The sequence below is a fragment of the Actinacidiphila sp. bgisy144 genome (genome assembly GCF_057708105.1).
The window spans coordinates 1-18,936 of the sequence record NZ_JBYIRM010000043.1; the positions used below are offsets into that span (position 1 = coordinate 1).

Sequence of the window (18,936 nt, forward strand, 5' to 3'; positions counted from 1 at the left end):
GTCGGAGTGATCGCAGTGATCCGTGTCAGCGCGATCCGTGTCAGCGCGATCCGTGTCAGCGCGATCCGGACGCCGCCGAGCGGCTGACCTTCAGCGCCCACATCACCAGCGGCGCCTGGAGCGGGAGCCGGGCGTAGGCGGCGGCCTTGAGCGGGGCGGGACGGTGCCGCCAGTCGTAGGCCATCTTGACGTTGGCGGGGAAGACCGCGGCGAAGAAGCCGGCGGCCAGCAGGCCGCCGGTGCGGCGGGTGGCCGGCAGGGCGACGGCGGCGGCGAGCGCGAGTTCGGCGGCGCCGCTGGCCCGGGTCCAGTCGCGCGGGCGGCCCGGCAGGGCAGTGGGCACGATGCCGTCGAAGGGCGCGGGCACCAGGAAGTGCAGGGCGCCGGCGGTGGCCAGCAGCCCCGCGAGCAGCGGGGCCGGGCGCAGGGATGCGGGGCGTACGGACACGGGGCGGCCTCCTCCGACTGGCGGGCGGCTCCCGCCCGAGGCCCACCTTACCCGTGAGTAAGGTGGCGCCGGCAAGCCCCGTACGGCCCCCGCGCCGGCGCTCAGCGCGGGGTGGCCGCGGGTGCGAGCGCGGTCGCCGGCCCGGTCGCCGCGGTCACGGCGGCTGCCGCGGTTCCCTCGGCGGCGGCCTCGGCTGCTGCCGCGTCCGGGTGGTCGGCGCCGCGGCGGCTGAGGGCGGCGTACCGGCCGTCGAGGGCGAGGAGTTCGTCGTGGGTGCCGCGTTCCACGACGCGGCCGGCGTCGAGCACGGCGATCTGGTCCGCGTCGCGGATCGTGGAGAGCCGGTGCGCGATGGTGATGGTGGTCCGGCCGGCCGAGAGCGCGTCGATCGCGTCCTGGACGGCGGCCTCGGTGCGGGTGTCCAGCGCGCTGGTGGCCTCGTCGAGGACGAGCACCGGCGGGTCGCGCAGGATGGTGCGGGCGATGGCCAGGCGCTGCTTCTCGCCGCCGGAGAAGCGGTAGCCGCGTTCGCCGACGAGGGTGTCGTACCCGTCGGGCAGGCCGGCGATGTGGTCGTGGATCTGCGCGGCGCGGGCGGCCGCCTCGATCTCGGCGTCGGTCGCGTCGGGCTTGGCGAAGCGCAGGTTCTCCGCGACGGAGGCGTGGAAGAGGTAGGTCTCCTGGGAGACCACGCCGACCGCGGCGGCCAGGGTGTCGAAGCTGAGGTCGCGCACGTCGGTGCCGTCGATGGTGACCCGGCCGCCGGTCACGTCGTACAGGCGGGGCACCAGGTAGCTGAGGGTGCTCTTGCCGGAGCCGGTCGCGCCGACCACGGCGAGGCTGCCGCCGGCGGGGATGGCGAGGTCGATGCCGCGCAGGGTGGGTTCGGCGCGGCCGCCGTCCGCGGCCTCGTAGGCGAAGTCGACGTCCTCGAAGCGGATGTCGCCGCGGACCCGCTCGATGCGGACCGGGTCGGGCCGCTCGGTGATGTCCACGGGCAGGTCGAGGTACTCGAAGATGCGCTGGAAGAGCGCGAGCGAGGTCTGCACCTCCACGCCGGTGGCCAGCAGCGAGACCGTCGGGCGGAACATGCCCTGCTGGAGGGAGACGAACGCGACCAGGGTGCCGATGGAGATCGAGGAGCCGGGGCCGCCGCCTCCGGTGAGGCCGGCCGCCCAGTACAGCAGCGCGGGCATCGCGGACATCACGATGCCGATCACGGCCATCCGCCAGCGGCCCTGCATGTTCGACCGCACCTCGAGGTCGACCAGGCGCTCGGACTCGGTGGAGAAGTCGCGGGTGAGCGAGTCGGTGCGGCCCATGGTGCGGCCGAGCAGGATGCCGCTGACCGACAGCGACTCGGTGACGATGGCGGACATCGTGGCCATCTGCTTCTGCCGCTTGGTGGCGATCTTCTTGCGCTCGCGGCCGACCTTGCGGGAGATCCAGACGAAGACCGGCAGCAGGAGCAGCGAGACGATCGTCAGCCGCCAGTCCAGGGCGACCATCGCCACCACCGCGGCGACCACCGAGGTGAGGTTGGAGACCAGCGAGGTCGCGGTGGACGTGACGGTGGCCTGCATGCCGCCGATGTCGTTGGCGATCCGGGACTGCACCTCGCCGGTGCGGGTGCGGGTGAAGAAGGCGAGCGACATCCGCTGGAGCCGCTCGTAGACGGCGGTGCGCAGGTCGTGCATGACGCGCTGGCCGACCGTGGTGGAGATCAGGGTCTGGAGCACGCCGAAGACGCCGTTGGCGACGGCGGTGGCGATCATGCCCAGCGCGAGCAGGGCGAGCAGTCCGCTGCGGCCCTGCGGGATGGCCGTGTCGAGGATCGCACGCAGCAGGAACGGCGACGCGACCGAGACCAGGGACGACAGGGCGACCAGCAGCCCCACGACGACGAGCCGGGCGCGGTAGGGGCGGAACAGGCGCAGGATGCGGCGGACGTCGACGTCCGCGCGGGTGACGGGCTTGCCTTTCGGTGGTGTCCATCGGTCGGACACGGTGTTCTGGGGACGCAAAGGGCTCCTCCGGGTCGGGGTGCGCGTCCGGGGCGTCGGGTGGCCCGGGACGCGTGGACAAAGGGAGTGTAGGTCATTGTTACCTATACTCACAATGAGGTTCATCCTGATAGCCTGAGGCCATGGATTCCCCCACCACCGCGGCCACCGAGGAGAGCCGGTCCCGCCCGGCGCCCGGCGGCGCCGAGGAGACCACCGGACGCCTCGCCGACCAGCTGCTGACGCTGAGCCGGTGGCTGCACCGCGCGCAGCGGCGGCTGATGGAGCCGCTGGGCATCACTCCGGCGCAGTCCCGGCTGCTGCGCGCGCTCGCGCACTGCGAGGCGCCGCCGCGGATGGCCGACCTCGCACAGCAGCTCGACGTGGTGCCGCGCGCGGTGACCACGCTCGTGGACGCGCTGGAGGAGCGGGAGATGGTGCGGCGGGTGCCCGACCCGCACAACCGGCGGGTGATCAGGATCGAACTGCGGGACGAGGGCGCGCGGGCGCTGTCCGAGCTGCGGGCGGTGCGCCGGGCCGCGGCCGCCGAACTGCTGGCACCGCTGGACGAGGAGAAGCGGGCGGCGCTGTCGGCGCTGCTGGACACGCTCGGGGAGGGGCAGCCGCAGGGGCGCGGGGCGCACGGGGCGCATGGAGCGCACGGGGGCCACGGCGGGCCCGGCGGGGGGCCCGGCGGCGGGCCGAAGGGGCGCGCGAAGGGCGGCGGGCCGCGGGAGTAGCGCGGCCGCGCGGGGGGACGAGGGCGCCGACGGGGGTAGGGCGGAAAAGGCTGCGGCGCGCCACTCGTCCGTGCGGCGCGCCGTTCACCCGGAGCCGGGGAGGACCGGGGAGGGGACCCCGGGCCTCGTGGACCCCTCCTTCTCCTGTCCTTCTCCTGCGAGGACTTCTACTTCGAGATGTCGACCGCTCCGTCGCTCGCGGCCTCGCTCTCGCCGCCCTGGGCCGGCACGGACGGGGCGAGCACCGCGGTGCAGGCGCTACAGCGCTTGGCGGCGACGGGGATCGCGGTCAGGCACTCCGGGCACTCGCGCATCGGCGCGGCCGCGGCCTTCGGGAAGAACTTCTCCTGCATGCGGTTCATCGGCAGCACGACCAGGAAGTAGATCACCGCCGCCACGATGACGAAGCTGATCAGCGCGTTGATGAACACGCCGTACGGGAAGGTGACGCCCTCCGCGTGGAAGCTGCGGTGGCTGAAATCACCGGTGGCACCGCTGACCAGGCCGACGATCGGCGTCAGGAACGCTCCGACGAAACCGTTCACCAGCGCGGTGAAAGCGGCACCGACGACGATACCGACCGCCAGGTCGACGACGTTGCCGCGCAGCAGAAATGCCCGAAAGCCCTTCATGTGGGGGGTCTCCTCAGTAACCAAGATGTGGAGCCACACAGTGTGCCGTTTCCAGCCATCGCACCGCAAAGTCGGTGTGGTGGAGGTCACCCACACGAGTGATCTTGTTCCGTGAAATCCATTTGACCCGGCGGCCGGTGCGCAGGGAGTCTTACACGGTCCACGGCGGCTTCCGGCCCGATCGCGGGGGATCGCGGGGGATCGCCCGGAATGCGGCGAGGGGGCCGTGGGACGTCCGCTCCGCCCCGGGCCCAGCCGGGTCCGGGCGCTGACCCCTGCCCGCAGCCACGCACCCACCTCAGGACATCATGCCGTCCCTCACCGCCCTCCCCTTCGCCGATCCCGGCCGTCCCGACACCCGTTCCGGCCGCCGGCTGCTGATCTGGCTGGAGTTGGGCCAGTGGCGCGGCCAGGTGGCCGCCGCCGCGTGGGGCCTGCTGCGCATGGGGCCGCTGGCCTGCTTCCCGGCCGTGGTCGGCGTGGCCGTGCAGGCGGTGGTGGACCGCTCGGGCACCCGGCTGGTGCTGGCCGGTGTCGCGGTGCTCGTCCTCGGCATGCTCACCGCGCTCGGCGACACGATGCTGCACCGCACCGCGGTCACCAACTGGATCAGCGCCTCCACCAAGGTGCAGCAGCTCCTGGCGGCCAAGGCGGTCGAGTTGGGCGCGGTCCTGACCCGCCGGGTCGCGGCGGGCGAGGTGGTGGCGGTCAGCACCGGCGATGTCGAGAAGATCGGCTGGTTCGTCGAGGCGCTGGCCCGCTTCACCTCGGCGCTGCTGGCGACCGTCGGCGTGGCCGTGGCGCTGGTGGTCTACGAGCCGAAGCTCGGGGTCGTGGTCGCCGCGTGCGTGCCGGTGCTGGCGCTGTCGGTGCTGCCGCTGCTGCCCGCGGCCACCCGCCGGGCCGACCTCCAGCGGGAGAAGGGCGGCCGGGCGACGGAGCTGGCCGCCGACACCGTGGCCGGGCTGCGGGTGCTGCGCGGGATCGGCGGCGAGGAGCTGTTCCTGGAGCGCTACCGCCGTACGTCGCAGGAGGTGCGGCAGGCCGCGGTGCACAGCGCCCGGATGTGGGCCACCATCGCGGCCGTCCAGGTCGCGCTGCCGGGGCTGCTGCTGGTCGGTGTCGCCTGGTACGGGGCGCGGCTCGCGCTGGACGGGCAGATCTCGGTCGGCCAGCTGGTCACGGTGTACGGCTCGGTGTCCTTCCTGCTGTTCCCGCTCCAGCACTTCGAGGAGATCGCCATGGCGTGGTCGTTCTCGCGGCCGTCGGCGAAGCGGGCCGCGCGGGTGCTGGCGCTGCGGCGTACCGACGTGGCGGGTATGGCAGGCGCGGCGGGGGCGGGCGGGGCAGGTGCCGGGCAGGCCCTGGACGAGGCCGCGCTCGCGGGCGACCTGTACGACCCGGCGACCGGGCTGCTCGCCCCCGCCGGGCTGCTCACGGCCGTGGTGTGCGGGGACCCGGACGCCGCCGGCCGGCTCGCCGACCGGCTGGGCGGGCACAGCCCCGCCGCCGTCGAGGGCGACCCGTCGGTGCTGCTGGGCGGGCGGGCGCTGGACGCCGTACCGCTGGCGGCGGCCCGCTCGGCGGTGCTCGTCCACGACAAGGACCCGGTGCTGCTGTCGGGCACGCTGGCCGAACTGCTCGACGTGCCCGCCTCGGGCCGGGTGGCCGCGCAGGCGGCGCTGGCCGCCGCGCAGTGCGGCGACGTCCTCGACGCGCTGGTGCGGTCGCTGGCCGGCGCCGACGCGGCGTCCGGGGACGCGATGCGGGCGCGGATCATCGAGCGCGGCCGGTCGCTGTCCGGCGGGCAGCGGCAGCGGCTCGCGCTGGCCCGCTCGCTGATGGCCGACCCCGGGGTGCTGGTGCTCGACGAGCCGACCTCGGCGGTCGACGCGCACACCGAGGCGCGGATCGCGCACGGGCTGCGGGAGATCCGGGCCGGGCGCACCACCGTGGTCCTCACCTCCAGCCCGCTGGTCCTGGACCGCGCCGACCGGGTGGTGTTCGTCCACGACGGCACCGCGCTGGCCGCCGGCGGCCACCACGAACTGCTGCGGACGACGCCGCTGTACCGGTCCGTGGTGACCCGCGAGGAGGACGACGCGGTGGTGAACGGGACCGCGGCGAACGGGACCGCGGCGAACGGAGCGGCGATGGACGGGACGGTTGCGGACGAAGCGGTGGCGGCGGCCGAGGCGGCCGGTGCCCGTGGCGACATGTCGACGAAGGAGGACCTCGCATGATCGGCGTACGACCGCCGGAGCACGACCCCTCGGCGCCGGTCGCGAACAACGCCACGCTGCCGGTCGGCTCGTCCGCCACGGTGCGCGGCTACGTCCGGGAGCTGGTCGGGCGGCACCGCGGCAAGTTCGCGCTGCTGCTCGGCGTCAACACCGTCGCGGTCGTGGCGTCGATGGTCGGCCCGTTCCTGCTGGGCGACCTGGTGCAGGACCTGGCCGACGGCCACCGCGACATCCATCTGACGCGTACCGTCTGCCTGTTCCTGGCCGCGCTGGCGGTGCAGGCGTGGTTCGTGCGGCAGGTGCGGCTGCGCGGGGCGGTGCTGGGCGAGCGCATGCTCGCCGACCTGCGCGAGGACTTCCTGGTGCGTGCGGTCTCGCTGCCCCCGGGCGTGCTGGAGCGGGCCGGCACCGGCGATCTGCTGTCGCGGATCACCACCGACGTCGACCGGCTGTCGGAGGCGATGCGCGAGGCCGTGCCGCAGCTGGCCGTCGCGGTGGTGTGGGCGCTGCTGCTGCTCGGCGCGCTGGTGGTGACCGCCCCGCCGCTGGCGCTGGCCGTGGTGGTGGCGATGCCGCTGTTGGCCGTCGGCTGCCGCTGGTACTTCCGGCGGGCGCCGCGCGCCTACCGCGCGGAGGTGGCCGGCTACGCGGCGGTGGCCGCCGCGCTCGCGGAGACCGTGGACGCCGGCCGCACCATCGAGGCACACGGCCTGGGTGGGCGGCGCGAGGAGCTGTCCCGGGCCCGGCTGCGGAACTGGATCGACTGGAGCCGGTACACCCTGTGGCTGCGCAGCGTGCTGTTCCCCGCGGTCACGATGACGCACGTGCTGATCCTCACCGCCGTGCTGCTGATCGGCGGCGGCTTCGCGCTGCACGGCTGGCTGGCGGTGGGCGCGCTGACCACCGGCGCGATGTACGCGCAGATGCTGGTCGACCCGATCGGCATGATGCTGCGCTGGTACGACGAGTTGCAGACCGCGCAGGCGTCGCTGGCGCGGCTGGTGGGTGTGCGCGAGGTGGAGGTCGAGGAGGGCGACGGCGCACTGGTGCCGGACGGCCGGACCATGACCGCGGACCAGGTCCGGTTCGGCTACACCGAGGACACCGACGTGCTGCACGGCGTGTCGCTCGACGTGCCGCCCGGCACCCGGCTGGCGCTGGTCGGGCCGTCGGGCGCGGGCAAGTCCACGCTCGGGCGGCTGCTGGCCGGGCTCTACGCGCCGCGGACCGGCGAGGTCACCCTCGGCGGTGCCGCGCTGGCCCGGATGCCCGCCGAGCGGGTCCGGGAGCACGTCGCGCTGGTCAACCAGGAGCACCACGTCTTCGTCGGCAGCCTGCGCGACAACCTGCGGCTGGCCCGCCCGGCGGCCGGCGACGGCGAGCTGTGGGACGCGCTGGCCGCCGTGGACGCGCGAGGGTGGGCGGCCGCGCTGGCGGACGGGCTGGACACCGAGGTCGGCTCCGGCGGCGCCGCCCTGACCCCGGCGCAGGCGCAGCAACTCGCGCTGGCCCGGCTGGTGCTGGCCGACCCGCACACCCTGGTGCTCGACGAGGCGACCTCCCTGCTCGACCCGCGGGCCGCCCGGCACCTGGAACGCTCGCTGTCCCGGGTGCTGGCCGGCCGTACCGTGGTGGCCATCGCGCACCGCCTGCACACCGCGCACGACGCGGACGTGATCGCGGTGGTCGAGGACGGCCGGATCAGCGAGCTGGGCAGCCACCACCAACTGGTGGCGGCGGAGGGGGCTTACGCGGCGCTGTGGCGGTCCTGGCACGGGTGAGGAGGCCCGGGTGCCTGCCGCGGGCGGCGCGTTCAGCCCACCCGGACGACGACCTTGCCGCGCAGGCCGCCGGTGAAGGGGACGGCGCCGGTGAGGGCCCGCGGGGCGTCCTCCAGCGGGACCTCGGCGCCGATGACGGGCCGCAGGGTGCCTGCGGCGGCCAGGTGTGCGACCTGGGCGAGGAGTTCGGGCTTGTGGTCGAGGCGGTAGTTCGCGGCGCGGATGCGCTGGTCGGCCTGTGCGCGTTCGTCCAGCCCGAAGGCGATCGAGATCAGGGCGCCGCCGTCCCGTACGGCGCCGGCCGCGCTGCCGGCCAGGGCGCGGTCGCCGACGGCGTCCAGGACCGCGTCCACCCCGTCGGGCGCGAGGTCGCGCAGCGCCTGGTCGAGCGGCTGTCCGCCACCGGCCAGCACTGTGTCGGCGCCCAGTTCCCGCAGCCGGTCGGCGCGCCCGCCCGAGGCGGTGGAGGCGGTGGCGACGACGCGGAGGCCGCGGGCCGCGGCTGCCTGCACCGCGAACGTCCCCACGCCTCCGGTGGCGCCGATGACGACCAGGGTGCCCCCCGCGGGCAGCTGTGCCTGCTCGATGACGCCGAGCGCGGTCATGGCGGCGGTCGGCAGCGCGGCGGCCAGGTGGCCGGGCAGCTCGTCGGGTACGGCGGCGAGCGCGCCGAGCGCGGGTGCCTCCTGGACGACGCAGACATCCGCGAAGGTGCCGAACTGGAAGGGGCTGCTCCAGAACTGCCCGAAGACGCGCTCCCCGACCCGGAAGCCGGTGACGCCCGCGCCGACCGCGGTGACCGTGCCCGCGCCGTCCATGCCGAGCGTGAGCGGGAAGCGGTAGGCGCCGGCCTCCGCGAGTGCCCCCGAGGCGATCGCCAGGTCCAGCGGGTTGGTGGCCGCGGCCTTGACGGCGACCCGCAACTGGCCGGGGCCGGGCTCGGGTTCGGGCACCTCCCTGAGTTCCGGGGTGTCGCCGAAGCGCTCGATGCCGACTGCGCGCATGGGTCCTGCTCCGTTCCGCCGAGGGACGTACGCCCTGCGGCGCTCCCCAGTCTGCGGGCGCGGCGGCCACGGCAGAACGACCAGCTCGGCACCGACTGTGACCCAGCGGGCAACAATCATTCGACCGGGCGGGTCATAATGGGGCCATGCCCGTGGAGTCCCGACCCTTGCGGTACTTCGTCGCCGTGGCGGAGGAACGCAACTTCACCCGCGCCGCCGAGCGGCTCGGCATCGCCGCCCCCGCGCTGTCACGGGCGATCCGGGGCCTGGAGGCCGACCTCGGGGTGCGGCTGTTCGAGCGCACGACCCGGGTGGTGGCCCTGACCGAGCCCGGCGAGGTGCTGCTCAGCCAGGTGCGGCCCGCACTCGAAGCGCTCGACGCGGCCGCCCGGCGCGCCGTGCGCGCCGGGACCGCGGACCGCCGGCTGCTGCTCGCCGTCAAGGCCGACGCCGACGGCGGGCTGCTGGAACACCTCCTCGCCGCGGTCGCCGAGGAGCCCGGTGCCGAACCGGTCGCCGTACGGCTGTGCGGCTGGCGCGAGCGCACCCGGCTGCTGCGGACCGGCGAGGCCGACGCCGCCCTGATGTTCGAGCCGTACGACTCCAGCGGCATCGACGCGGATGTCGTGGCGCGCGAACCCCGTGTGGCCGCGCTGCCCGCGGGTCATCCGCTCGCCGGTGCCGCCGCCGTGCGCCTGGCCGACCTCGGCATCGGCCCCGACGAGGTCGACGACCGGGCCGAACGCGACATCGCCGCGCAGGGCGTCCACGACCTCGCGCAGCTCCTCGCCCTCGTCGGCCTCGGTGCCACGACGACCGTGCTGCCCCGGTCGGTCGCCGCGCGCTACCCGCGGCAGGCTGTCTCCTACGTGCCCCTCGCGGACTGCCCGCCCGCCACTTTGGTCATCGCCTGGCCGGAGCACTCCCGCAGCCGCGGGGTGGCCGCGCTGGTGCGGGCGGCGGCCTCCGCCGCGGCCGCCCTCGGGATGGGCGCGCCCGGCCCCGACTCCGCGCCCGCCCCCACGCCCGTCCCTACGCCCGCGGCCCGGCCGCGGACGCCAGCCGCCGCAGCGTCCACCCGCGCCCCTGCGGGTCGAGCGGCCGGGTCGCCGCGGTGAAGACCTCCGCGGCGCGGCGGTAGGACAGCCGCCCCCGCCCGGTCACGAAGAGCGGCCCGTCCAGCCGGCCCAGGGTGAGCAGCGGGAGCAGCGCGGCCGCACCCTCGCCCCAGTGCAGTGCGGCCCGCCCGCGGCTTCGGCGGCCGGCCAGGTCCAGGTCGCCGATGTCGAGGGCGAGGACCCGCTCGATGCTCGCCCCGGACTCATGGAGCAGGTGCCAGAAGGCCTTCTCCCGCAAGGGGACGGGCAGACCGAGGACAGCGCGGACCTGGCCGGCGTCGAGCCGCGGTTCCGGCTGCCGGGCGGCCGACGTCGGCAGGCGGCTCACGCCGGACAGCGGGTCGCCCGTCAACCACCCCTGCTCGCGCCACCAGTTCAGCGCCGCGGCCAGGATCGACAGCTCGCGGTTGGCGGTGCGCGCCCCGACCGCCCCGGCCCGCGCGCGGAACGCCTCCCGCAGCCGCTCTGCGGTCCGCGGGGCGTCGAGCAGGCCGAGCGGCACCGTCGGCGGTGTGGCGCCCCTGCGCCCCTCCCCCACCGGCGGGGCCTTGTCCACCAGCGACCAGGCCCAGGTGGCGAGGGCGATCCGGTAGACCCGCCGGGAGCCCGCCCCCAATTCCGCCGCGGCGACGAACCGTTCCACGGCCACCGCGTACTCCACCGGCCGACTCATATCGCCCCCGTTGAGCCCATCGCAGTAAACGCACTTCGGAATGCTCCAGGCAGAGCATAACTTGACTCACCTCGGCTCAGCTTTTTTCGTCACCCGATCTGGCGTGTCGCCGCACGCGCCCTGCACGCTGCGCCCATGCCTCTCCCCTCCGGTCTCTCCCTGCTGCGCGAACGGGACTTCCGCCGCTTCTTCATCGGCTACGCCACCTCCCTCCTCGGCTCCTCGACCGCTTCCGTCGCGCTCGCCTTCGCGATCCTCACCACCGGCGGCGGGGGCACCGAACTCGGCCTGGTCCTCAGCGCCCGGATCGCGCCGCTCGTCCTGGTGCTCCTGGCCGGCGGCGTCCTCGCGGACCGGCTCGGCAGCCGGCAGGTGATGCTGACCGCCGACACGGTGCGCTGCCTCACCCAAGGCGCCCTCGCCGCGGTGCTCCTCGGCTCCCGGCCACCGCTGTGGGCACTCGTCACCCTCGTCGGCCTCTGGGGCGTGGCCGAGGCGCTGTTCAACCCGGCGCTCAACGCCCTCGTCCCCCACCTCGCCGGCACCGCGTCGCTCTCCGACGCCAACGCCCTGCTCGGCACGGCCGCCTCGGCGACCTCCATCGCCGGGCCCGCGCTCGCCGGGGTGCTGACCGCCGTCAGCGGCCCGTCCAGCGTGATCGCACTGGACTCCGCCAGCTACGCCGTGAGCGTCGCGGCGCTCCTGCTGCTCCCGCGCACGGTCCGGCCCGCCGCCCGCCGCTCGTCCTTCGCCGCCGACCTGCGAAGCGGCTGGACGGCCTTCCGCTCCCGTATCTGGCTGTGGGTGACGACGGTGCACATGGGCCTGATGAACCTCTTCGTCTGGGCGCCGTTCCTGGTCCTCGGCCCCGTCGTCGCCCAGCAGCGGCTCGGCGGCTCCGCGGCCTGGGGGCTGGTGATGGCCGGCTACGGGGCCGGGGCGGTGGCCGGCGGCCTCGCCCTGCTCGGCCGCCGCCCGCGCCGCCCCCTGCTCGTGGGGACGGCCGCCTCGCTGGGCTGGTCGCTGCCACCGGCCACCCTCGCCGCCGGACTTCCCCTCGGCTGGGTCTGCGCCGCGGCCTTCCTGGGCGGCGTGGGCTCGGCGTTCTGCACCACGCTCTACCTGGCCGGGGTACAGGGCGGTGTGCCGCCGGAGGTCCTCGCCCGGGTGAGCGCCTACGGCTCGTTCGGGGCCTATGTCCTCGGCCCGATCGGCCTGGCCGCAGCCGGCCCGGCCGCCGCGCTCCTCGGCTCCGCGCGGGTGCTGGGTTTCGGGCCGGTGTGGCAGGTCGCGGCGGTGGCCGCGGTGCTCGCTGTGCCCGCGGTGCGCGGCGCCCGGCCGCGGCAGCCGGTGCGGGCGGGCCGCGGCCGCCCGGCCGAGCGGGCGAAGGAGGGCTGAGCCGTCAGCCGACGAACCCCAGGGCGCCGACGGCGCAGACGCCGCCCGCGACGAAGAACACCGGCGTGAGGATCTTCAGCTCCACCCAACTCCCGGCGCGGAACCGCATGAACTTCGGCGGGCCCAGCGGGTGCCAGCGGCGGCGGCCGATCGGTATCGGCCACAGGATCGGGCACCCGGAGACCGTGATGGCATCACCGACGCAGTGCACCAGGGCGCCGAGCACGATCGGCATACCGATCCACATGTAGTGCTGGCCGGGCTGGGTGAACAGCCATGCCTTGCCCTGGCCCGGATCGTCCAGCACGTCCGCGAGCATCCAGGCGCTGGTCGCACCGAGCAGCCACACCAGGATGTGGCTGGAGGTGCGGGCCTGCCGCCACAGCAGGCCGTCCACGGCGAGCACCATGTGCACGAAGAGGATCGCCAGCACCGCCCACCGGCCGCCGTAGACGGCCAGTGCCGAGAAGCCGACCCCGAGGATCGCCGCCCACAGCCAGGTGTGGGTCAACGTGCGGTGGCCGCCGGCCCGTCGGGGGTCGCCGCTCTTCCGGGTCGTCCGGTAGGCGAGGTGGGACAGCGCGTCGATGACTTTGCAGGCCACATGGGACAGCGGGCCGAAGGCGCGGGAGATCGTCGCTGCCTGGTGGTCCAGGTCCGGCGCGAGCGCCGCACCGGCACAGATCAGCGCACCGACCACGACGGTCGGCCACGGCATCGGATCGCCGAGGCCGGCCGAGATGGCGCCGACCGCCAACCAGGCCGCCGCTCCCGACAGCGAGTGTGCTGGTCCCATCATGGTGCTGCGGTACCCCCGATTCGGCCGCCCGCGGGCGGAGTTGACGTGTGGTCGACGCCACACACTACCGGTGGTGATCATCGCTCTCACCGCCGGTTCCGCCCTCGGCCGCTCGGACGGGCAAGATGGAGGGGTGACCCTTATCGATCAGCTCCCTTCCAACGCCGACCCCGATGCCCTCTTCGAAGCGTTCTCGACGTGGGCCGAGGGGCAGGGCATCACGCTCTACCCGGCCCAGGAGGAGGCGCTGATCGAGGTGGTCTCGGGCGCGAACGTGATCCTGTCCACCCCCACCGGCTCCGGGAAGAGCCTGGTGGCGGCCGGTGCCCACTTCGCCGCGCTCGCCCGCGACGAGGTCACCTTCTACACCGCGCCGATCAAGGCGCTGGTCTCGGAGAAGTTCTTCGACCTGTGCAAGATGTTCGGCACCGAGAACGTCGGCATGCTCACCGGCGACGCCTCGGTCAACCCGGACGCGCCGGTGATCTGCTGCACCGCGGAGGTGCTGGCCTCGATCGCGTTGCGCGACGGCCGGAACGCCGACGTGGGCCAGGTCGTCATGGACGAGTTCCACTTCTACGCCGAGCCGGACCGCGGCTGGGCCTGGCAGATCCCGCTGCTGGAACTGCCGCAGGCGCAGTTCGTGCTGATGTCGGCGACGCTCGGCGACGTGTCGCGGTTCGAGGAGGACCTCACCCGGCGCACGGGGCGGCCCACCGCGGTGGTCCGCTCCGCGACCCGGCCGGTGCCGCTCAGCTACGAATACCGCACCACCCCGCTGACCGAGACCCTCACCGAACTGCTGGAGACCCGTCAGTCGCCGGTGTACATCGTGCACTTCACGCAGGCCGCGGCGGTGGAGCGGGCGCAGGCGCTGATGAGCATCAACATGTGCACGCGGGCGGAGAAGGACGCCATCGCCGACCTGATCGGCAACTTCCGCTTCACCACCGCCTTCGGCCGCAACCTCTCCCGCTACGTGCGGCACGGCATCGGGGTGCACCACGCCGGGATGCTGCCGAAGTACCGCCGGCTGGTGGAGAAGCTGGCGCAGGCCGGGCTGCTGAAGGTGATCTGCGGCACCGACACCCTCGGTGTCGGGGTCAACGTGCCCATCCGCACGGTGCTGTTCACCGCACTGACCAAGTACGACGGGCAGCGGGTGCGGGTGCTGCGGGCCCGGGAGTTCCACCAGATCGCCGGGCGCGCCGGCCGGGCCGGCTTCGACACCGCCGGGTTCGTGGTGGCGCAGGCGCCCGAGTACGTGATCGAGAACGAGAAGGCGCTCGCCAAGGCCGGCGACGACCCGAAGAAGCGCCGCAAGGTGGTGCGCAAGAAGGCGCCCGAGGGCTTCGTCGGCTGGGGGCAGAACACCTTCGAGAAGCTGATCGCGTCCGAGCCGGAGGCGCTGACCTCCCGCTTCCGGGTGACCCACGCGATGCTGCTGTCGGTGATCGCCCGGCCGGGCAACGCGTTCGAGGCGATGCGTCGGCTGCTGGAGGACAACCACGAGGACCGCAGGTCCCAGTTGCGCCACATCCGGCGGGCCATCGCGATCTACCGGTCGCTGCTGGACGGCGGTGTGGTGGAGCGGCTCGACCAGCCCGACGCCGAGGGCCGGATCGTCCGCCTCACCGTGGACCTCCAGCAGGACTTCGCGCTCAACCAGCCGCTGTCCACCTTCGCGCTGGCCTCCTTCGAACTCCTCGACCCCGACTCCCCCTCCTACGCCCTCGACATGGTCTCCGTCGTGGAGTCCACTCTCGACGACCCCCGCCAGATCCTCGCCGCCCAGCAGAACAAGGCGCGCGGCGAGGCGATCGCGGAGATGAAGGCCGACGGGGTCGAGTACGAGGAGCGGATGGAGCGCGTCCAGGACGTCTCCTACCCCAAGCCGCTGGAGGAGCTGCTGCTGCACGCCTACGGCGTGTACCGCAAGAGCCACCCGTGGGTCGGCGACCATCCGCTGTCGCCGAAGTCCGTGATCCGCGACATGTACGAGCGGGCCATGACCTTCTCGGAGTTCGTCTCCTACTACGAGCTGGCCAGGACCGAGGGCATCGTGCTGCGCTACCTGGCGGGCGCATACAAGGCGCTGGACCACACGGTGCCCGACGACCTGAAGTCGGAGGACTTCCAGGACCTGACGGCCTGGCTCGGCGAGCTGGTGCGGCAGGTCGACTCCAGCCTCCTCGACGAGTGGGAGCAGCTGGCCAACCCCGAGGAGGAGAGCGCCGAGGAGGCCGCCGAGCGCGCCGATCAGGTCAAGCCGGTGACCGCCAACGCGCGCGCCTTCCGGGTGCTGGTCCGCAACGCCCTCTTCCGCCGTGTCGAGCTGGCCGCGCTGGAGAAGTACGACCAGCTCGGCGAACTCGACGCCGACTCCGGGTGGGACGCCGACGCCTGGGCCGACGCCATGGACGCCTACTGGGAGGAGTACGACGACCTCGGCACCGGACCGGACGCGCGCGGTCCGAAGCTCCTGCTCATCGAGGAGCAGCCGGAGCACGGCCTGTGGCGGGTCCGCCAGACCTTCGCCGACCCGAACGGCGATCACGGCTGGGGCATTTCGGCCGAGGTGGACCTCGCGGCTTCCGACGAGGAGGGCCGCGCGGTGGTCCGGGTCACCGACGTCGGCGAGCTGTGAGTTCTGCCCCGGTCGGTGCCACATCGGCCGGGGTCCGCGCCCGCGCCCGCTGACCGCTGCCTGCGCCCGAGCAGCCGCAGCAGCCCGCGCAGGCCCGGCGTGGCCGCTGCCGCCTCCGGCTCGGCGGTCTTCGGCCCCGCTGTCTTCGGCCCCGCTGTCTTCGGTCCAGCTGCGGCGGCAGGGCGCCCCGGCGCCGGCAGCGCCGGCGGTGGCGTGACGGATGCCGGCGGCACGGACGACGGCACCGGCTGGGACGGGGGCGGCGCCGCCGGCAACGGGGCGAGCCCGGCGACGAGTCCGGCCGCGGCCCCGACGGCCCGCCCCGGCGCGGGGCGCGCGTTCCTGGCCCGACCGAGCGCGTCCGCGAGCGCCACGAGGGCCGGTGCGACCTCGTCCGGGTGGTCGGCCGTGGCGATCGCCTTGATCTGCTCGGGTGTGGCCATGCCGGGCCGGCCGGGCGGCAGGGCCGCGCGCAACTTGCGCAGATGCGCCCGTTCGTAGGGGTCGGGAACCGCGCTGTCGACCAGCTCCGGCCCGAGCAGCGCCGACCAGACCGCCGCCTCGTCCCACGCGTCGGACGCGTCGCGCAGCAGCTGGGTGACGCGGCGGGAGCGCCAGCCGCGGGCCCGTTCGTCCCCGCCTTCGGCCACCGCGGCCCGTAGCTCCTCGGGCAGCGGGCCTTTGAGCAGCTCAGGGAACTGCTCGGCGAGCACCGGAAGATCCCGGGCCAGATACATCCACACCAGCGCGCGGTACCTGTTCACATACCAGCGGACCGGACGGATGTGCCCGGCTCTGGCCAGCCGGACGAACCGCTCCCGGCCCACCCCGAGTTCTCTGGCCGCCTCGGCGCTGCCGACCAGCCGGACCCGGTCGAGCAGCGGCAGGGGATGGCCCTCCTCCGCCAGGAGCCGGTCCACCTCCTCCGATTTCACCTTCCAACTGTGCGTCCCGCACACGACCGTGGAGACCTCGCCGATCTGCACGGCGAGCTCGAACTCGTCATAGTCCAGGCCCAGCGCGTCGCGGGCTCGCGCGAGCGTCATCAAGGAGCCGTCCGCCACCGCGGGCGGCCCGTCCACGGCGAGCCGGTCCTGCGCCGGGCGCGCCGCCCGCCGTGCCCTTGCCGCACCCGCCTGTCCCGTCGGCCGCTGCGTCTCGAACCGCTGCTGCCGCTCCTGCGTCACACCCATGTCCATCACCTTCCGCGAAGTTCGATCACTGACAGTGACCAAACTAGCGCGGAACGGAAACCCCCCGCGGAGCGCCTGTGGACAACTCCGAGAACCGCAGGAAACCGCAGTTCAGGACCGGTTCAAGCGCTCCGGCCAGGACAACTCGCCCGGTCGGCGAGGGCGAGCCCGGCGCGCTCGGGCCGGGCCGGGCGGGAGGGCCTGGCCGTTCACGCGTGCGCGGTGCCGGACTGCCGCGGCGCCACGCCGAGATGCTCGCCGACCCGGCGCACCAGCCGCGTCATCTCGTACGCGACCTGGCCGATGTCCGCGTCCATCCCGCTGAGCACGGACAGGCAGCTGCCGTCGCCCGCCGCGGTGACGAAGAGGAAGCCCTCCTCGAACTCGATCATGGTCTGCCGCACCCCGCCGGTGCCGAACTGCCGGCCGGCGCCCTTGGCGAGGCTGTGGAAACCCGATGACACAGCGGCCAGGTGCTCGGCGGTCGGCCGGTCGAGGTCGCCACTGGCCCCCGTGACCAGGCCGTCGTTGGACAGCACGAGCGCGTGCTGCACGTGCGGCACCCGCTTGGTCAGGTCATCGAGCAGCCATGCGAGCCCGTTGCCCACCGTCATCGCCTGCCTCCCGTCTCCGCTGCGCTACGCAGCCTGGTACGCCCGGCGCGCGAGGGCAAGCCCCACCTTCGCGCCGACGGCGTTCGGACGGCCGTTCGCACGCCCGCGGACGGCGGGAATCAGCCACCGCGCGGGGCGTACATGATCACGCCGACGCCGACGAGGCACACCGCCGCGCCGATCACGTCGAAGCGGTCCGGCCGGTAGCCGTCGAGGATCATGCCCCACACCAGCGATCCCGCGACGAACACCCCGCCGTAAGCCGCGAGGATGCGTCCGAAGTCGGCGCTCGGCTGGAGGGTCGCGACGAATCCGTAGCAGCCGAGGGAGAGGACACCCGCGGCGATCCAGCCGATTCCGCGGTGCTCGCGCAAGCCCTGCCAGATCAGCCACGCGCCACCGATCTCGAGCACCGCGGCGAGCAGGAACAGGGCGACGGAACGCAGCGTGATCATGCGAACATGATGCATGGCCGGAACAGGGCGCGGACGGGGCGGGGTGCGGGAGTTCTTCGCGGCGCGGGCCGCTGGCTGGGAGGAGCGCTTCCCCGACGACGGCCCGGCGTTCGCGGCCGCGGTCGCCGCCTTGGAGCTGGGTGCGGGCCGGTCGGCGCTCGACGCGGGGTGCGGTACGGCGCGGGCGCTGCCGCACCTGCGGGACGCGGTCGGGCCCGGAGGCGTCGTGGTGGGGGTCGACCTGACGCCCGAGATGCTGCGGGAGGCGGCCGCACTGGGCCGCCGGGCCCAGGGCGCCCTGGTGGAGGCGGACTGCGCCCGACTGCCGCTGAGATCCGGCGCCTTCGACGCCGTACTCGCCTCGGGCCTGGTGCACCACCTGCCCGACCCGGGTGCCGGTCTGCGCGAACTGGCCCGTGTCACCAGGACCGGCGGCCGCCTGGCGCTCTTCTACCCCTGCGGCCGGGCCGCGCTGGCCGCCCGCCACGGGCACGCGCTGTCGCCCGACGACATCCGCGCGCAGCCGCAGCTCGGACGGCTGCTGGACGAAAGCGGCTGGGAGCTGAGGAGCCTCGACGACTCCGCCGTCCGCTATCTGGCCCTGGCGGTCAGGAAGTCCTGAGCCGGCCGGCGCCCGCACGGCGCGCCCCCGGCCCGGGGCGTAGGTCGCTGTGGGTCGGGTCCTGGCAGGCGAGCGCCTCCGCCACGGGCACACCGGTCGCCGCTGCGTGGGCGAGCCGCTCCCTGACCTCCCGCGGGGTGCGCGGGCGGTAGCCGGGACCGTCCATGCAGCCGATACAGGACGGGTTGAAGCGCAGCCCGGCGGCCAGCACCGCTTCCAGGGCGCGCCAACCGGCCGTGTCCCGCTTGCGCGGCACCGCGAGTTGAATCCCCGCGTCGACGAGCGGCCCGGCGCAGCGCGGGCAGACGTCGCCGCGGTCCACCCGTCCCGTCTGCTTCTTCCATGAGGCGCGGCAGGACACGCAGACGAAGTGGGAGCGCCTGATACCGGACATGCGCGGGATCGTAGAAGGCAACGGCGCCGCCCCGCCAGTGATTTGCGGCAGGCGCGGCGTACCGCGGGCCGCGCGGCTCCTGACCGGCGGGGGCGATGCGGCGCGCGAGCGCACCACCTGCACGGATTCCTCACTCCGCACTACTCGACGCGGAGGTTACCGGCTGGTTAGG

Annotated in this window: 17 protein-coding genes; 7 read left to right on the top strand and 10 right to left on the bottom strand. The window is 74.4% G+C overall.

What is annotated here, in order from left to right:
- Nucleotides 1-55: 55 nt before the first annotated feature.
- Nucleotides 56-448, bottom strand: coding sequence for a DoxX family protein (locus AC3EVP_RS33130; RefSeq protein WP_435136459.1), 393 nt, complete (start codon nucleotides 446-448; stop codon nucleotides 56-58).
- A gap of 101 nt (nucleotides 449-549) precedes the next feature.
- Nucleotides 550-2,454, bottom strand: a complete 1,905-nt coding sequence (locus AC3EVP_RS33135) for an ABC transporter ATP-binding protein (RefSeq protein WP_435136462.1) — start codon at nucleotides 2,452-2,454, stop codon at nucleotides 550-552.
- A gap of 140 nt (nucleotides 2,455-2,594) precedes the next feature.
- On the opposite strand from AC3EVP_RS33135, the gene AC3EVP_RS33140 reads away from it, so the two are divergent.
- Entirely contained in the window at nucleotides 2,595-3,191 is a 597-nt protein-coding gene (locus tag AC3EVP_RS33140; protein WP_435136465.1) for a MarR family winged helix-turn-helix transcriptional regulator, read from the top strand.
- A 167-nt stretch (nucleotides 3,192-3,358) separates the two neighbouring features.
- Here the strand turns inward: AC3EVP_RS33140 and mscL are convergent, their stop codons facing one another.
- The gene (gene mscL / locus AC3EVP_RS33145) at nucleotides 3,359-3,823 is read right to left on the bottom strand and encodes a large conductance mechanosensitive channel protein MscL (protein WP_335976300.1); all 465 of its coding nucleotides are present in this window, start codon (nucleotides 3,821-3,823) and stop codon (nucleotides 3,359-3,361) included.
- A 308-nt stretch (nucleotides 3,824-4,131) separates the two neighbouring features.
- On the opposite strand from mscL, the gene AC3EVP_RS33150 reads away from it, so the two are divergent.
- Entirely contained in the window at nucleotides 4,132-6,066 is a 1,935-nt protein-coding gene (locus AC3EVP_RS33150) for an ABC transporter transmembrane domain-containing protein (protein WP_435136469.1), read from the top strand.
- On the top strand, nucleotides 6,063-7,847 hold the full coding sequence (locus AC3EVP_RS33155) for an ABC transporter ATP-binding protein (protein WP_435136472.1): 1,785 nt from the start codon (nucleotides 6,063-6,065) through the stop codon (nucleotides 7,845-7,847). The genes AC3EVP_RS33150 and AC3EVP_RS33155 overlap by 4 nt, the downstream gene beginning before the upstream one ends.
- Before the next feature lie 32 nt (nucleotides 7,848-7,879).
- Here the strand turns inward: AC3EVP_RS33155 and AC3EVP_RS33160 are convergent, their stop codons facing one another.
- Nucleotides 7,880-8,851 (bottom strand): NADP-dependent oxidoreductase, encoded by a 972-nt coding sequence (locus AC3EVP_RS33160; RefSeq protein ID WP_435136475.1) that lies wholly within the window; start codon nucleotides 8,849-8,851, stop codon nucleotides 7,880-7,882.
- 146 nt (nucleotides 8,852-8,997) lie between these two features.
- Between AC3EVP_RS33160 and AC3EVP_RS33165 the strand changes: the two genes are divergently transcribed.
- Nucleotides 8,998-9,969 (top strand): LysR family transcriptional regulator, encoded by a 972-nt coding sequence (locus AC3EVP_RS33165; protein ID WP_435136478.1) that lies wholly within the window; start codon nucleotides 8,998-9,000, stop codon nucleotides 9,967-9,969.
- On the opposite strand, the gene AC3EVP_RS33170 is transcribed toward AC3EVP_RS33165, so the two are convergent.
- Complete coding sequence (locus tag AC3EVP_RS33170) at nucleotides 9,884-10,642, bottom strand: hypothetical protein (RefSeq protein WP_435136481.1); 759 nt, start codon at nucleotides 10,640-10,642, stop codon at nucleotides 9,884-9,886. The two genes, AC3EVP_RS33165 and AC3EVP_RS33170, sit on opposite strands and share 86 nt — an antisense overlap.
- A gap of 135 nt (nucleotides 10,643-10,777) precedes the next feature.
- Here AC3EVP_RS33170 and AC3EVP_RS33175 point away from each other — a divergent pair, with 135 nt between their 5' ends.
- A complete protein-coding gene (locus AC3EVP_RS33175; RefSeq protein ID WP_435136484.1) occupies nucleotides 10,778-12,040 on the top strand; it encodes an MFS transporter in 1,263 nt (420 codons plus the stop codon).
- 4 nt (nucleotides 12,041-12,044) lie between these two features.
- Here AC3EVP_RS33175 and AC3EVP_RS33180 read toward each other — a convergent pair whose 3' ends face one another.
- Nucleotides 12,045-12,839 (bottom strand): metal-dependent hydrolase, encoded by a 795-nt coding sequence (locus AC3EVP_RS33180; RefSeq protein ID WP_335976314.1) that lies wholly within the window; start codon nucleotides 12,837-12,839, stop codon nucleotides 12,045-12,047.
- A gap of 133 nt (nucleotides 12,840-12,972) precedes the next feature.
- Here AC3EVP_RS33180 and AC3EVP_RS33185 point away from each other — a divergent pair, with 133 nt between their 5' ends.
- A complete protein-coding gene (locus AC3EVP_RS33185) occupies nucleotides 12,973-15,486 on the top strand; it encodes a DEAD/DEAH box helicase (protein WP_435136487.1) in 2,514 nt (837 codons plus the stop codon).
- Here AC3EVP_RS33185 and AC3EVP_RS33190 read toward each other — a convergent pair.
- The 3 genes from AC3EVP_RS33190 to AC3EVP_RS33200 all read right to left on the bottom strand — a co-directional run bounded on the left by AC3EVP_RS33190 (nucleotide 15,393) and on the right by AC3EVP_RS33200 (nucleotide 17,748).
- Entirely contained in the window at nucleotides 15,393-16,679 is a 1,287-nt protein-coding gene (locus AC3EVP_RS33190) for a DUF6397 family protein (protein WP_435136490.1), read from the bottom strand. The genes AC3EVP_RS33185 and AC3EVP_RS33190 overlap by 94 nt on opposite strands.
- A 209-nt stretch (nucleotides 16,680-16,888) precedes the next feature.
- Entirely contained in the window at nucleotides 16,889-17,293 is a 405-nt protein-coding gene (locus tag AC3EVP_RS33195) for a roadblock/LC7 domain-containing protein (RefSeq protein WP_335976321.1), read from the bottom strand.
- Between the two features lie 119 nt (nucleotides 17,294-17,412).
- Complete coding sequence (locus AC3EVP_RS33200; RefSeq protein WP_335976323.1) at nucleotides 17,413-17,748, bottom strand: YnfA family protein; 336 nt, start codon at nucleotides 17,746-17,748, stop codon at nucleotides 17,413-17,415.
- A gap of 13 nt (nucleotides 17,749-17,761) precedes the next feature.
- Between AC3EVP_RS33200 and AC3EVP_RS33205 the strand changes: the two genes are divergently transcribed.
- On the top strand, nucleotides 17,762-18,370 hold the full coding sequence (locus tag AC3EVP_RS33205; protein WP_435136495.1) for a class I SAM-dependent methyltransferase: 609 nt from the start codon (nucleotides 17,762-17,764) through the stop codon (nucleotides 18,368-18,370).
- Here AC3EVP_RS33205 and AC3EVP_RS33210 read toward each other — a convergent pair.
- The gene (locus AC3EVP_RS33210) at nucleotides 18,357-18,764 is read right to left on the bottom strand and encodes a hypothetical protein (RefSeq protein WP_435136498.1); all 408 of its coding nucleotides are present in this window, start codon (nucleotides 18,762-18,764) and stop codon (nucleotides 18,357-18,359) included. The genes AC3EVP_RS33205 and AC3EVP_RS33210 overlap by 14 nt on opposite strands.
- Between the last annotated feature and the right edge of the window lie 172 nt (nucleotides 18,765-18,936).

What these genes read in the sequence shown, in the direction of transcription:
- AC3EVP_RS33140 (WP_435136465.1), top strand. Translation starts at nt 2,595, where the DNA reads ATGGATTCCCCCACCACCGCGGCCACCGAGGAGAGCCGGTCCCGCCCG.
- mscL (WP_335976300.1), bottom strand. Translation starts at nt 3,823, where the DNA reads ATGAAGGGCTTTCGGGCATTTCTGCTGCGCGGCAACGTCGTCGACCTG.
- AC3EVP_RS33150 (WP_435136469.1), top strand. Translation starts at nt 4,132, where the DNA reads ATGCCGTCCCTCACCGCCCTCCCCTTCGCCGATCCCGGCCGTCCCGAC.
- AC3EVP_RS33155 (WP_435136472.1), top strand. Translation starts at nt 6,063, where the DNA reads ATGATCGGCGTACGACCGCCGGAGCACGACCCCTCGGCGCCGGTCGCG.
- AC3EVP_RS33160 (WP_435136475.1), bottom strand. Translation starts at nt 8,851, where the DNA reads ATGCGCGCAGTCGGCATCGAGCGCTTCGGCGACACCCCGGAACTCAGG.
- AC3EVP_RS33165 (WP_435136478.1), top strand. Translation starts at nt 8,998, where the DNA reads ATGCCCGTGGAGTCCCGACCCTTGCGGTACTTCGTCGCCGTGGCGGAG.
- AC3EVP_RS33170 (WP_435136481.1), bottom strand. Translation starts at nt 10,642, where the DNA reads ATGAGTCGGCCGGTGGAGTACGCGGTGGCCGTGGAACGGTTCGTCGCC.
- AC3EVP_RS33175 (WP_435136484.1), top strand. Translation starts at nt 10,778, where the DNA reads ATGCCTCTCCCCTCCGGTCTCTCCCTGCTGCGCGAACGGGACTTCCGC.
- AC3EVP_RS33180 (WP_335976314.1), bottom strand. Translation starts at nt 12,839, where the DNA reads ATGATGGGACCAGCACACTCGCTGTCGGGAGCGGCGGCCTGGTTGGCG.
- AC3EVP_RS33190 (WP_435136490.1), bottom strand. Translation starts at nt 16,679, where the DNA reads ATGGGTGTGACGCAGGAGCGGCAGCAGCGGTTCGAGACGCAGCGGCCG.
- AC3EVP_RS33195 (WP_335976321.1), bottom strand. Translation starts at nt 17,293, where the DNA reads ATGACGGTGGGCAACGGGCTCGCATGGCTGCTCGATGACCTGACCAAG.
- AC3EVP_RS33200 (WP_335976323.1), bottom strand. Translation starts at nt 17,748, where the DNA reads ATGATCACGCTGCGTTCCGTCGCCCTGTTCCTGCTCGCCGCGGTGCTC.
- AC3EVP_RS33205 (WP_435136495.1), top strand. Translation starts at nt 17,762, where the DNA reads ATGGCCGGAACAGGGCGCGGACGGGGCGGGGTGCGGGAGTTCTTCGCG.
- AC3EVP_RS33210 (WP_435136498.1), bottom strand. Translation starts at nt 18,764, where the DNA reads ATGTCCGGTATCAGGCGCTCCCACTTCGTCTGCGTGTCCTGCCGCGCC.